The sequence below is a fragment of the Paenibacillus sp. FJAT-26967 genome (genome assembly GCF_001541095.1).
Lineage (GTDB): Bacteria > Bacillota > Bacilli > Paenibacillales > NBRC-103111 > Paenibacillus_F.
The window spans coordinates 126,024-139,480 of the sequence record NZ_LMXH01000007.1 but is presented as its reverse complement, the minus strand read 5'-3'; the positions used below and the strand labels follow the sequence as shown (position 1 = coordinate 139,480).

Here is a 13,457-nt window from a genome sequence, read left to right as displayed (position 1 = left end):
AGAAAAGAGCGCAAAAATGGAAGATTGCAACAGTATACAGGGAATGTATTCGCTTTTTTCACAGATGTAAGAGTTTTACACTATTGGTATGGTGAAATAAAATATATAAAAAGAGACATTTTTGTAAGCGAAAGAAGGTGAAGGCTCAAATCTTATAATTTGTTTTTCTGCATCAAGTAAGCTGGATTCACCGGATTATAGAAAAAGAGACGGATAAAAAGGAGCAGGAGAGCATGCAGTATTTTTTATATGTGTCGACCTTGGTGTTTCTCATCTTTCAGCTGTTGTATATGTTCGTTCCCCTGCTGTTCAGCAAGGTGAAGAAGCTGGATGAGACGCTTGAGGAGAAAACGATCTCAGTGCTGGTTCCCGCATATAATGAGGAATTGACGATTAAGAATTGCATCGATGCGATGGAAGGGCTCAAGTACAGCAATTATGAGCTCCTCATTATTAATGACGGCTCCAAAGATGGGACGATGCATAAGCTGGACGAGCTTCTATCCCTGATGCCTCATGAGCGCGAAGCGGACGGAAAGCTGGAATACAAGGCTGTCCGTGGAGTCTACAGATCGGTACTTCATCCTCAAGTGTATGTGATTGATAAGAACAACGGTGGCAAGGCGGACTCTCTTAACGCGGGAATTGATTATGCCCAATCCGATATCGTCATTACGCTGGATGCGGATTCTATGCTCGAGACGCATTCTCTGCAGTATGTAAATCAATATTTCCATGATCCTGATGTGATTGCGCTGGGCGGTACGGTGAAGATTGTCCAGGGTGCGGAGAAGAAAGACGGCGTCATCATGGAGAAGTTCACCGGCAAGGGGATTATCAAGAGCCAGATTGTCGGCTATATTCACGGTTTCTATGTGAGGAAGCTCACCCAATCCGTATTCAATTCCATTGTCGTCATCTCCGGCGCATTCGGTGCTTTCTACAAAGAGGTCCTGATCGACGTGAAAGGTTTCAGAAGTACGGTTGGCGAGGACATAGACATTACCCTCAAAATCCACGAATACATGAAGGCGAACCAGCTTCGCAAGAAGCTCGTCTATGCCCCGGAAGCGATCTGCTACACGGAATGCCCCGAGAATATGCCTAACTTCTATAAGCAGCGCATCCGCTGGCAGAAAGCTTTTATTGATTGCATTCTCATCTACTGGTCAGACTTGTCCAAGAAATTCAGTAAGGGCGTCAGTCTTTTTTTCGCCATTGACGGGTTTGTACTGGGTACGCTGACGGCCTTTACGTCTATTTTCTTCCTTATTCAGGTTCTTTTGTCCGGCAAGAATATAGGGCTCGCATTGATCATGCTGTCTCTTTCGATTACCGTTAACGCGCTGCAAATTCTGGTTTCCCTCTACCTGTGCAAAAAATATGGAAGCACCTATTCGCTTCGAGATTATATCCATATGTTTCTGTTTAGCCAGTTTGAACTTCTCACATACCGCAACGTACTGCTCTTTATCAATATTGTGGGAACGATCAAATACTTTGACAACGACGAGGGCTGGGGCTATGTAGAGCGCAAAGGGGTAGCTACGATTACAGGCAACGTGACCACCACGACTTAATATGACTCGGACGGAATGAGGAGAACGGTTATGGACCCTATTCTAAAAACAAACCGCATTATTTACATCGATATACTAAGGATTATTTCAATTCTCGCTGTTATTATTTTGCATATTACGGCTGATTTATTGACGAGAACCAATGACTTTGACACCACATCCTGGTGGATTAGCAACATCTTTAACTCGGTGGCGCGTTTTGCGGTTCCGGTGTTTTTTATGATAAGCGGGGCCATGATCCTGCGGATTGAAGTGACTTCCTACAGACAATTCTACAGGAAGCGTGTACTGCCTCTGGTGATTCCGCTTGTGATCTGGTCGTTAATTTACGGCTTGTATAACCAGTACGTAATCCGGCAAAGCACGATGAATGCCTATGAATTTCTTATCGATTATGCTTATAAACTGGTCATGGACCAGAACTATATCCATCTCTGGTTTCTGTATGCGATCATCGCGATTTACATAACTGTTCCACTGATTACCCGATTGGTTAAAGCATGCACGGAGAAGGAACTTCGCTATTACTTGATTCTCTGGTTTGTGATCAGCATCCTGTACCGGTTTGTATCGGATACGATTTTCCGGGTGACATCCGAAGGCATTTATGTACCGATCATGAATATCCCTTTATTTATGGGGTATCTGGGGTATTTTATTCTGGGCTATTATTTGTTTCACTACAAAGTTTCCTTGAGGCTTAAAACCGTGCTGTATAATATCGGGATCATTTCCTTCTTTCTGACACCCATCGCCACTTATTTTGTCTCCCTCTACAGCGGGGTGCTGGACGAGATGTTCTATGGGAATTACTCGATCACGACCTTCTTTATGTCGGCGGGAATCTTTCTTTATTTTCAGGAAAAAGAACCGGTTATTAACGCACGGATTAACGACAAAGTGAAGAAGCTGATCAGCTCCTTCTCGAAGGCCAGCTTCAGTATTTATTTAGTTCACCTGCTCGTGGAAATCCTGGTGTCAAAAAGAAGTGAGGTCGAGAGCGGCCTGATGGAAACCACACTCATGCATCTGTATAACCTCGGCGCCGTGTTTGCGGTCAGTTACATCGTCGTGAAGATTCTGAACCTCAGCAAAGTCGTGACGACAGTCTTATTCGGGGGGAGGGGGTAACGGCTATGAGAATCAGCTTAATAACCAAGCTTATTCTGGTTCTGCTGGTTGGCGGTATGGGAGCTTACCTGTATAACAATCAGCGTGCCGAGAGCAAAAAAATCAACTCCGTCTATATCGTACCGACCTGGGACAAGATCACGGAGGTTAAGTTTGCGGAGAAGAACATTGACGTCGCCTTCATTGCTTTTGCCCAAATCGATAAGAACCGTGTGTATTTTCATGAGGACAAGGCAGTGGACGGGGAGATCAAGGAGAATATTAAGACGCTCAAAAAGAATAACCCTCAAACACGCCTTGTGCTGGCTATCGGAGGATATGGCGCAGGTGGATTCTCGGATGCGAGTCTGGGAGAGAACAGGCGTGAATTTACGGACAACATTATCGCGCTCCTCAAAGAACTAAATCTCGACGGCATTGATATTGACTGGGAATATCCGGCTTCTGATGCGTGGGGAACACAGAAATCGCGTCCGGAGGACACGCAGAATTTCACTCTTCTAATGAAAGAGCTGAGAGAAAAGATGAATCTGCTGCCGCATAAGAAGAAGAAATATATTCTTTCTTTTGCCTCCGGCACTCAGGACTGGTATTTCAAGAATGTCGAGGTCGAGACTGTACAGAAATATGTGGACTACATCAATCTGATGAGCTACGATTTGACGGGCAAATGGTCGGATACGACCGGCTATAATTCGAATTTATATGCCGATGCGGATAACAAATCCGTTACGAGCGTAGATAAGATTATCTCCATGTACCTGGAGCATCACATTGATCCGCAGAAAATTCTTCTTGGCGTTCCGGCTTATTCGTACGGATGGAAGGATGTCAAAAGCGAGGGCGACGGCTCTTTCTCACCCGGCACTCCGATTGAGATCAACAAGGTTGATCTGAGCTATAAGGCTCTGGAGGAAGACTATTTCGATAAAAATAATTTTAAAAGATATTACGACGAACAGGCCAAAGCAGCCTACTTGTTTGACGGGGAAACCTTTATCTCTTACGAGGATAAAGAAGCTTTGAAAGAGAAGATTGCCTACATCAAAGCCAAGAATCTGGGCGGTGCGATGGTGTGGGAGTACTCTCAGGATAGCGAGGACGGGATTATGAAGTACTTGGGAGATCATTTGAACGAGTGATCCCGGAGGGATTGTTTGCGCCCGTGAGAGGTTCGCGTTTTGAGCGGAGCTGTCTACGCAGGCGGGGGACAGGCAGGAAAAGGTTAGACTGAGCTTTAAAGGAAAAGGAAGCGGAAGTGAAATAGGAAAAGGAACCCTCTTACAGAAGAGTGGTTCCTTTCTTGTTATTCCGCAGTTGTCCGCAGCCGGCTCTGTCTACGAATACAATTTTTTGTATCTCCAAAGACTGATCACGGAAGCCAGATGAGCTACAATGAGCACGGAGAATACGAGCAGGATGAGGGTATCTCTTGAATAATTCAAATACGAATCCGACACCAGAACCGCCACTAATGCCATTGTGACGATCAAAAAAGACGTTTTGGCAGACTGCCCCCGAATCTCGCTTCCTCTTTCATCTTTCCCTTCATTCCGGTCAAATTTGTTATTTACCCACACGGAAATGACTAGGGTTACTAGACCGATGATTAATAAACTGAGCTCTACCATGACTACTCCTCCTCTGGATGATGGGATGCAAACTGGAAAACTTCATTAATGTCGACCCCGAACAAATGAGCAATTTTGAACCCCAAGATTAATGAGGGATTGTACTTGTTTGCTTCAATAGAAGCAACGGTCTGTCTGCTGACGCCCAGGCGTTCGGCCAACTCTTGCTGAGACCAGCGTTTGGATGCGCGCAGCATGTACAGCGTGTTCGTTAAGTGTCCGTCTCTTTCCATTGAATCCCTCCTTAAATTAGATTGTATAGTATTTCAATCAATATGTAAACTATTTTTAACATAATGCTATAAATAAGTGACGAACGATTGGTTTTTAGGCTTCTGTAGGAGTGGTTTCAGCTGTATAGTGCTGCATGACGAAGTGGAGCGACCTGAAAAGTGAATAAAGGAAAAAAATAGGAACATGTGTTTGTTTATTTTGGATATATTTCGTATAATCAATTAGTAGATGCCAAATCATTGTGCTTCTCAACAATTTTATTGTCCTTTATATAACAATAATAAAGGGTTTTAAAGCGATTTTTCATGGAATATATCGTATAAACTTGTTTTTTTAACACTAGATAGCGGAACTTTTAAGGGAACTCGGCAGTATTACTTAATGAACTTAAACACTTAATTGCATTAGGACAGGAGGATTTCAGCTTGATCCAAATTACGGAGGCTTATATCGACTCGCTCGCTCCCAACAGCTCCGCCATCAAGAATGCGCAGGGTCTTGTTAAGAAGAACAAGTACATACAATTAAACCGTTCGGAGAACGGAGAATTGCTATTCGGAGAATGTGCCGGTAGCGGAAGCTCTAATTACTTATGCTCCGCTGATTTTATCGTGGCGGAGAAGCCGGTGCTGCGCTGTTCTTGTCCGAGCAGACAGCTTCCATGCAAGCATACGCTCGGTCTGCTCTACGCTTATGCAGGGGGGGCGGCGTTTACCGAAGCTCCTGTGCCTGAAGATATTATATCCAAACGCGGGAAGGCTGAGAAACGCGAAGAGAAGAAGGCGAAGCAGGGAGAAGAAGGCGCAGCCCCTAAACCGAAGAAGGTCAATAAATCGGCGCTGAAGAAAAAACTCCAAGCCCAGCTGGAAGGGCTTGATCTGCTTGAGAAATTTACCGAATCGCTGATCCGCAGCGGGCTTGCTACGATGGATAACAAAAAGCTGCTCACGCTAAATGAACATGTGAAGCAGCTCGGTAATTATTATTTGCCGGAAGCACAGACACAGCTTCGGCGTCTGGCGCTTCTTTTTATGCATTACGAACACGAGCAGATCTATACCCATGCTATGGACAGACTTACGCGCATTCATGCTTTTATCCGCAAAGGACGCGCTCATCTGAACGAGAGACTGGCGGACCCCGATCTGAAGCTGGATCATGAATCGACAATTGAAGAATGGCTGGGTCACGCGTGGCAGCTCTCGGAGCTGAGGGACCTGGGTCTGATTACAGAGCAGGCGGAATTGATCCAGCTCTCGTTCCTCAGCTTCGATGACGCCGCCCGGCTTGAGTATGTAGACGCCGGATTCTGGCTGGAGACAGCCACGGGAGATATCCACGAGACGATCAGTTACCGCCCTCACAAAGCGGCCAAGCATATGCGGGAAGAAGATACGTTCTTTGATGTGGCGCAGGTCAAGACGCTGTATCGTTATCCGGGAGAGATGAACCGCAGAATCCGTTTCGAAGAAATGAAGTCCCGGCCGCTGGCAGGGGAAGATCTTCAAGCGGCTGCGGCTCATGCGCGCCGGAGCTATGCCGACGTGATTAAGCAAGTGAAGGGCCAATTGAAGAATCCGCTGGCGGACACCAGTCCGGTTGTGCTTCTTCACGTTCATAATACGCTGCTGACAGATCGGGGCGAATACGTGATAACCGACGAATCGGGGAATCAGATTGTGCTGGGAGATGTTCTAGTGTCCCTGGGGTATGAATCCTTGGAACTGCTGCCGCTTCTGCGTCCGGAGCTTCTGACCGATTCGGCTATGCTGGTTATGTTCTCTCATGACCTGGACAGCGGGTGTCTGATGGCGCAGCCGCTCTCGGTTATTAAAGATAAGGAAATAGTTCGTCTGCTGTTCTAGCGTTCCAATTTCGGAGGAGGTTTATAAATGAGCACTGCATTACTGCAAGAACTGCACACAGAAATGCGCCGTTTGTATATAGCCGGAAGTGAACTGGCGGCGGGAGATTTTCGGCTGAAGAAACTGCTGCCTCAATTTCAGCAGTTGGGAGAGCGCGCCCCCGTCTTCAAAAAACTGGGCGAAGGTATCCAGCGGGTGCTGGAGCCTTCAGGCGGCGGAGGCGGTAATCCGGCCGGGAGTCTGCAAGATTTGGGCCTGCTGTTAAGCTCCGTGCTGCATACGCAAGGTAAGACATCGCCGGCGGGGGAGCCCGGCGATCTTAAGAGCCGTCCGGTTCCGCTCTCCACTTCGTATTCCTACCGCAAGATTTCGGCGGTTCGCGAGGCGCTTTCGACAACCGGCAGCGGACGCTATGAAATTGTGACGGAGGCATTCCGGGAGGGGCTGTTTCAGGACTTGCGGCTGTTCAATGCCGCTATAGCTGCGTTAAACGATCCTTACGCGGAACTCGCCGATTTTGCGATGACGTCCATTCTGCCCGCCTACGGCCCGGTGGTGCTCCCTCATTTGACGGCTTCTTTTGATCGTGCCGGAGGCAAAGCTGAGACGAGGAAGCTTAGGGTTATCGCGCAGGCAGGCGGCCAGGAAGTGCTGCCTCTCATCTTGGAGGCGGCTGAGAACGGTTCGGAGGATGTGAGGGTAACCGCTATAGGTCTGCTTGCAGGTCACGGAGCCTACGTACAGGCGCTGCTCGGCTGGACCCGGGAGAAGAGGAAACCGATCCGGGAGGCGGCCTATCAGGCTCTTGCGGCCGGCGGGTCCGCCGAAGGAGCGGAGCGCCTGCACGAGGCTTTCTCCGGTAAAGATATCCAGCTTGCGGCAGAAGCAGCCGTAAACTCGGATTCGGAGGTACTTCTCCAGCGCCTGGTACGCGACCTGGACGCGGAACTTCAGAATGCGGAAGCAATCCGGGAGGACAAGAAGGCATTCGATCTTGCCTGGGAGCGTATCCGGCATTATTTAAGGGCGCTGAATCACAAGCAGCATGATGTACTGGATGAATTGTTTACGCGGGTGCTGGAAGATGCTTCCCGGTATCTGTCTTACGGCTGGAAGTCCCTGGTTGACGATGCGGCCCGTTATGCGGCTTATCTGGGGCCGTCCGAGATGCTTGAGCTGCTCCTCCCCCTCTATAAGCAAGATGCCCGTTATGTCTCCTTCGCGTTCCGGGCTGCGTTCCGCCTGCTGTCTCCTTCGCGACTTTATGAAGAATTCAAAGACCTTCTGGTCATCCGCCGCCAGACGAAAGAAGCAGTGAAGCGGCAGGAGAACCTGATGGAAGTGATCGCAAATCAGGTTCTTGCTTACCGGAACGGACAAGTCCAAGCAGCCGAAGGAGCGCAGCCGGATTGGCTGCACTGGCTCGCTTTCCCGATTGTTCCTTCAATTGAGGAAATCGAGGCGGGCTGGGACCCACGCTGGCTGGAACGATTCATCGAACTGGAGCAGTATACCCTGGTGAGTATTTTTGCCCGTCCCGGTCAACCATCCGCGCAGCAGTTTCTGCTCCGGCAGTTAAGCTTGAAGCCCGAACTGCGTAACCGCTTAGCAGGCGAGCTCCTGCTCGGACTTGAGCGGGCGGAAGTTGAGGAAGAGATCCGGCGGGAAGCTCTGGTGTCGGCTCTTGAAGACAAACGGAATAAAAACTGCTATATACTGGACGGTTATGTTTTTGAGAAGTTGTGTATGCTTCCGAAATCATATGAAGCAAGGCTGAAGGAAGCTCTTCCTCTCTACCGGTCAACCGCCGAGAAACAGATACGGTTTGCTCTGGACGCAATGAGCAGGAATCAGCCAATTCTGTTGACCCCCAAAGTTAAAGGAGACGAGTAAATGGGAACTGGACAAATGCAGATGCAGGATCAAATGAGATTGTCAGCGGAGAAGCTGTATGCGGATGAATTGGAAGCGCTGCGTAAAGCGGATCAGGGCAAAATTCCCGCCGGTTGGCAAATGTCCCCGCAATCCGTCCTCACTTTTATAGCAGGCGGTAAAGCAGGTAAAACCGATATCACCCCCAAATATATCGGCAATAAGCGTTTGATCGAGATGGCTGTCGCTACTCTGGTAACGGATCGCGCGCTGCTGCTGATCGGAGAACCCGGAACGGCCAAATCTTGGCTGTCGGAGAATTTGTCGGCAGCTATCTACGGCAACTCCGGTCTTGTGGTACAAGGCACGGCAGGCACTAGTGAAGAGCATGTCCGCTATTCATGGAACTATGCCATGCTCCTGGCGAATGGCCCGACACCGGAGGCGCTCGTACAGAGTCCGATTATGAGAGCGATGGAAGCAGGCGGTATTGCCCGTTTCGAGGAAATTTCCCGCTGCGCTTCGGAGGTGCAGGATGCGCTGATCTCGATCCTGTCGGAGAAGACCATATCCGTGCCTGAGCTGGGCAAGGAAATGAACGCCCGCAAAGGCTTCTCTATTATCGCTACCGCAAACACACGGGACCGCGGAGTCAACGAAATGTCCGCCGCTCTCAAAAGACGCTTCAACATCATCGTTCTTCCGGCTCCATCGAGCATGGAAACCGAGGTCGAGATCGTGAAGAAGCGCGTTGGCGAAATTGCCTCATCTTACGATTTGCAGGCCGCTGTCCCTTCGGATGAGGCGCTGGTCAAGGTCGTGACGATTTTCCGCGAACTGCGCAGCGGGATGACGCTGGATAAGAAGGATAAGGTAAAATCTCCTGCTGGAGTAATCTCAACGGCCGAGGCCATTTCACTGCTCACGAACAGCATGGCGCTGGCAGCGAGCTTCGGAACCGGTGAGCTGACCGATGAAGATCTGGCGGCAGGTCTGCAGGGGGCGATTGTGAAGGATGACGATAAGGACAAACTTGTCTGGAAGGAATACCTGGACAATGTCATGAAGAAGCGGGGAGCGCAGTGGCGCGGTTTGTATACGGCTTGCAAGGAGATGAACGAGTGAGTCCCGGAGCTGCGGAGGAATCGGTACATATTTTTGGGGTGCGGCATCTTTCCCCGGGCGGTTCGAAACATTTGCTGGAATTTCTCAGCGACATTCAGCCTACGGCCGTTCTGATCGAAGGACCCGCCGACGCTTCAGAGGAAATTAAGCATCTGACGAATGGCACTACCAAACCTCCGGTAGCCATTCTGGCATTTACGGATGATCTGCCGGTACATACGGCGCTTTGGCCTTTCGCAGTATACTCCCCTGAGTATCAGGCGATGAAGTGGGCACAGGACAACGGGGCCTATGCGGCCTTTATCGATCTTCCCACTCCCGTTATTCTTGCGCTGCAGGACGTCCGGAGAAAAGAGGCTGAGCTTGTCGCGGAAGACATGGACTGCGGAACCGGGAATGCGAAAGGTGCGGTGGGGTGCGAGGCTGAGGAAGCAGAAGCAGAAGCAGAGGCAGAAGCAGAGGCAGAAGCAGAGGCAGAAGCAGAGGCAGAAGCAGAGGCAGAAGCAGAAGCAGAAGCAGAAGCAGAAGCAGAAGCAGAAGCAGAAGCAACAGTGAAAATAAATGTAGAAGCAGGGCAATCAGGACAAGCAGCGGCAGCATCTATACCGTCCGCTTCGTCAACGGACCCAAGCCGGGTCGAAGAAACGACAAGCCGGCCGGGTCGTGACGGGAATGAAGAACCAGAACCTGAAGAGGCGGGGGAATCGTTTTCTTTGGACGAGGCACATGTGACATCCCGGTCTATCTACAGCCGGATTGCCGAGCTTGCGGGCGAACACGACTACGACATGTACTGGGAGCGTCATTATGAGCACAATCTGAGTACGGGTGCTTACCGGGAAGCGATTCTGGCTTTCTCTGCCCAAATGCGTCAGCTGTCGGAAGAGAAGGAGCGCCGTGAGCAGGTCTCCGAATACGCGTATAACGCGGTGCGGGAAGCTTACATGAGACGGAAAATCCGCGAGGCGATCGCTTCGGGGCATGAGCCAAGCAGGATTGTCGTCGTATGCGGCGCTTATCATGCGGCTGCATTGACGGATCTTAGCGGGGCCATGACGGACCGGGAACTTAAATCATTGCCTGTCCGCAGTACTAAACTTACTCTGATGCCTTATTCATATTTCAAGCTTTCTTCTATGTCGGGCTATGGTGCAGGCAATAATGCCCCGAACTACTTCCAGCTGATGTGGGAGCATATGGTTAACGGTACACTTAACGAGCTGCCGGGGTATTATCTGTCCGCAATTGCCCGCTTGATGCGTGAACAAGGAACCCACCGCTCGACCGCCGAGGTAATTGAGGCGGTCCGGCTGGCCGAGTCTCTCGCCGCTCTCCATGACGGAAGCGCGCCTACGCTGCGCGATCTGAGGGATGCGGCGCAGACACTGCTCGGCCATGGCGATCTGTCCGTCGTCGCCGATGCGCTTGCGCGGACCGACGTCGGAACGAATATCGGCGAGCTTGCCGAGGGTGTCAGCCAGACGCCGATCCAGGAAGACTTGAACCGTCTGCTTAAGCGGCTTAAGCTGGAGAAATACAAGACGGCGGTGGCGGTCGACCTGGCGCTGGATCTTCGCGAGAACCGGCGGGTCAAAAGCGAAGAATCGGCTTTTCTCGATTTGAACCGCTCGTTTCTGCTCCACCGGCTTAAGCTGCTGGGCATTGAACTCGCGAAGATCAGGCCAAGCGGGCAGGACGGCGCTACTTGGGCGGAGCACTGGGTGCTCCAATGGTCGCCAGAAGTGGAAATTCAGGTGGTGGAGTCCACTCTGCACGGCGAAACCGTTGAAGTGGCTTCGGCGTACGTGCTTCAGCAGAAGCTGGAGCAGTGCAGCTCCATTGCCGAGGCCTCCACGCTCATCCGCACCGCTTGCGAGTGCGGGATGACCGCCCAGATGGAAGCGGGGCGCAAGACGCTTCAGCGGCTTGCGGTGGACAGCCGGGATGTCGTGCAGATTGCTATCGCAGCACGGCAGCTGTCCGCTATTATCCGTTACGGAGATCTCCGGCGTCTGGATACAGGGCCGCTGGTTCCGCTGCTGGAACAGTTGTTCCTGCGCGCCTGCCTGTTCCTGCAGGATGCGAGCAACTGCAGCGATGAGGCCGCAGGCGCCATGATCGTCGCGATGGGCGAGATCAACGGCATCGCGCTGGATCACAGCGAGCAGATCGACGAAGCCTTGTGGCTGCGGGAGCTGCTGCATTTGGCGGAACGGGACGACCGGAATGCGCGTCTGTCCGGTTACTCCTGCGCGCTGCTGATGGAACGCAATGCCATTACGGCAGAGCAGTGCGCGCAGGAAGTATCCCGGAGGCTTTCCCCGGGAATTCCGGCCGATTTGGGGGCCGGCTGGTTCGAGGGTTTGTCCGGACGCAACCGGTACGCCCTTTTATCCCGGATGAGCTTATGGGAACAGCTCAATGAATACATCTCTTCACTGTCCGACGATGAATTCGTCCGTGCCCTGGTCTTCTTGCGGCGTGCTTTCAGTACCTTCGCTCCCAGGGAGAAGAATATGATCGCCGAGGTGCTCGGAGAGTTGTGGGGCGTAGACACGGAGCAGGCCGCCGAGGTATTGACCGGCGAGCTGAAGGAGGAAGAAGCGAAGATGATAGATGACTTGAACGATTTTGATTTTGAGGACTTTTGACTATGAACATACATCCATCACAAGATGATCCCAATTTGGCGTCGCGCTGGCGTCTCATCCTCGGAGCCTCAGCCGAGCAGCAGCTGACAAGCAGTTCCGCGGGGATAATCACATTGACGGAAGAAGAGCGGATTATGGATGAAGCGCTCGCGGCAATTTATGATGATACGAGCGGGATAAGTGACGGCGGCCCCTCTTCCGCAGGCAGCAGAGGTGCCGGAATGGGGAATTCCGCTCCAAGGCTGTCCAAATGGCTCGGGGATGTGCGCAGCTTATTTCCCGATGATGTCGTATCGGTTATCCAGCATGATGCTATGGAGCGCAAAGGCTGGAAGCAGCTGCTGCTGGAGCCGGAGGTGCTGGCTACGGTCAAGCCGGATATTCAGCTGGTAGGGACACTTCTGTCGCTCAAAGGCAAAATTCCCGAGAAGACGAAGGACACCGCGCGCATGCTGGTCAAGGCCGTCGTCGATGACCTTACCCGGCGGCTTAATGAGGATATGCGCCGGGCCGTTACAGGAGCGTTGAACCGCAGACAGCATTCTCCGCTTCCTTCCCTCAGCGGAATTGACTGGAAGCGGACTATTCAGCGCAACTTAAAGAACTATGACTCGCAGCGGCGACAGATCATTCCCGAGAAGTTTTATTATTTCGACCGTGCCAAGCGGAGCAAGGAATGGACGGTCATTCTGGACATTGACCAGAGCGGTTCCATGGCCGACTCGGTCATCTGGGCCTCGGTGGTCGGCTCGATCTTCGCGAGTATTCCCTCGCTAAGCACAAGGGTCGTCGTGTTCGACACCGAGGTAGTCGATTTGACCGAGCAGTGTGCGAACGATCCGGTCGATATGCTGTTCGGCATTCAACTGGGCGGAGGGACCGATATTCATAAGTCTGTCGCTTACTGTGAGCAGTTTATCGAGGAGCCTAAGAAAACACTGTTCATCATCGTGTCGGATCTGTACGAAGGAGGCAATCAGGCCGGGCTGATCCGCCGTATGCGCGAGCTGCGCGAAGCGGGGGTCAGAACGATGTGCCTGCTGGCATTGTCCGACGAGGGCGAACCGTTCTATGACGAGCGCATTGCCAAACAGCTGAGCCGGGATGGGACCCCGTGTTTCGCATGTACGCCCGCATTGCTTCCCGTGCTGGTAGAAGGGGCTCTGAAAGGCATGGACTTGACCGAGCTGGCGAAACGGGTCGGGACGAAGCCGGTGTAGTAGGCACCGACTTTAAACGTGAGCACTCTGAAGTGAATGATTGAGCGAACAATAAGCACATAACGACTCCCGTCAGATAAATGGGGGTCGTTTCTATTTAGTAGTTATTTTGACCTAAAAATAAAGGAAAACATCTACTAATTATAGA

General features: G+C 51.3%; 10 protein-coding genes. 8 read left to right on the top strand and 2 right to left on the bottom strand.

Annotation, left to right across the window (positions count from 1 at the left end):
* The first annotated feature begins 233 nt into the window (after window positions 1-233).
* From AR333_RS21115 to AR333_RS21105, 3 genes are read left to right on the top strand one after another with little or no spacing between them, the layout of a single operon-like run.
* Window positions 234-1,580 (top strand): glycosyltransferase, encoded by a 1,347-nt coding sequence (locus tag AR333_RS21115; protein ID WP_068777349.1) that lies wholly within the window; start codon window positions 234-236, stop codon window positions 1,578-1,580.
* Window positions 1,581-1,610: 30 nt separating this feature from the next.
* A complete protein-coding gene (locus AR333_RS21110; RefSeq protein WP_084783918.1) occupies window positions 1,611-2,711 on the top strand; it encodes an acyltransferase in 1,101 nt (366 codons plus the stop codon).
* A 5-nt stretch (window positions 2,712-2,716) separates the two neighbouring features.
* Window positions 2,717-3,853 carry a glycoside hydrolase family 18 protein gene (locus AR333_RS21105; RefSeq protein ID WP_068777347.1) on the top strand — a complete coding sequence of 379 codons (1,137 nt, stop codon included), beginning with the start codon at window positions 2,717-2,719 and terminating at the stop codon, window positions 3,851-3,853.
* Between the two features lie 195 nt (window positions 3,854-4,048).
* Here the strand turns inward: AR333_RS21105 and AR333_RS21100 are convergent, their stop codons facing one another.
* Together AR333_RS21100 and AR333_RS21095 are read right to left on the bottom strand one after the other, a co-directional pair.
* Window positions 4,049-4,342: a hypothetical protein gene (locus AR333_RS21100; RefSeq protein ID WP_068777346.1), complete on the bottom strand. Its 294-nt coding sequence runs from the start codon at window positions 4,340-4,342 to the stop codon at window positions 4,049-4,051.
* A 2-nt stretch (window positions 4,343-4,344) separates the two neighbouring features.
* A complete protein-coding gene (locus AR333_RS21095) occupies window positions 4,345-4,575 on the bottom strand; it encodes a helix-turn-helix transcriptional regulator (protein WP_068777345.1) in 231 nt (76 codons plus the stop codon).
* A 426-nt stretch (window positions 4,576-5,001) separates the two neighbouring features.
* On the opposite strand from AR333_RS21095, the gene AR333_RS21090 reads away from it, so the two are divergent.
* From AR333_RS21090 to AR333_RS21070, 5 genes are read left to right on the top strand one after another with little or no spacing between them, the layout of a single operon-like run.
* Window positions 5,002-6,441, top strand: coding sequence for an SWIM zinc finger family protein (locus AR333_RS21090; RefSeq protein WP_068777344.1), 1,440 nt, complete (start codon window positions 5,002-5,004; stop codon window positions 6,439-6,441).
* Window positions 6,442-6,468: 27 nt separating this feature from the next.
* Window positions 6,469-8,334, top strand: coding sequence for a HEAT repeat domain-containing protein (locus tag AR333_RS21085; RefSeq protein ID WP_068777343.1), 1,866 nt, complete (start codon window positions 6,469-6,471; stop codon window positions 8,332-8,334).
* Window positions 8,335-9,438 (top strand): AAA family ATPase, encoded by a 1,104-nt coding sequence (locus AR333_RS21080; protein WP_068777342.1) that lies wholly within the window; start codon window positions 8,335-8,337, stop codon window positions 9,436-9,438. It abuts the gene before it with no gap.
* The gene (locus AR333_RS21075) at window positions 9,435-12,089 is read left to right on the top strand and encodes a DUF5682 family protein (RefSeq protein ID WP_068777341.1); all 2,655 of its coding nucleotides are present in this window, start codon (window positions 9,435-9,437) and stop codon (window positions 12,087-12,089) included. Before AR333_RS21080 ends, AR333_RS21075 begins: the two co-directional genes overlap by 4 nt.
* Before the next feature lie 2 nt (window positions 12,090-12,091).
* Window positions 12,092-13,309 carry a VWA domain-containing protein gene (locus tag AR333_RS21070; RefSeq protein WP_068777340.1) on the top strand — a complete coding sequence of 406 codons (1,218 nt, stop codon included), beginning with the start codon at window positions 12,092-12,094 and terminating at the stop codon, window positions 13,307-13,309.
* Window positions 13,310-13,457: the final 148 nt, after the last annotated feature.

Excerpts from the sequence above, each read along its gene's own strand:
- AR333_RS21095 (WP_068777345.1), bottom strand. The coding sequence starts at position 4,575 with ATGGAAAGAGACGGACACTTAACGAACACGCTGTACATGCTGCGCGCA.
- AR333_RS21110 (WP_084783918.1), top strand. The coding sequence starts at position 1,611 with ATGGACCCTATTCTAAAAACAAACCGCATTATTTACATCGATATACTA.
- AR333_RS21100 (WP_068777346.1), bottom strand. The coding sequence starts at position 4,342 with ATGGTAGAGCTCAGTTTATTAATCATCGGTCTAGTAACCCTAGTCATT.
- AR333_RS21085 (WP_068777343.1), top strand. The coding sequence starts at position 6,469 with ATGAGCACTGCATTACTGCAAGAACTGCACACAGAAATGCGCCGTTTG.
- AR333_RS21080 (WP_068777342.1), top strand. The coding sequence starts at position 8,335 with ATGGGAACTGGACAAATGCAGATGCAGGATCAAATGAGATTGTCAGCG.
- AR333_RS21070 (WP_068777340.1), top strand. The coding sequence starts at position 12,092 with ATGAACATACATCCATCACAAGATGATCCCAATTTGGCGTCGCGCTGG.
- AR333_RS21115 (WP_068777349.1), top strand. The coding sequence starts at position 234 with ATGCAGTATTTTTTATATGTGTCGACCTTGGTGTTTCTCATCTTTCAG.
- AR333_RS21105 (WP_068777347.1), top strand. The coding sequence starts at position 2,717 with ATGAGAATCAGCTTAATAACCAAGCTTATTCTGGTTCTGCTGGTTGGC.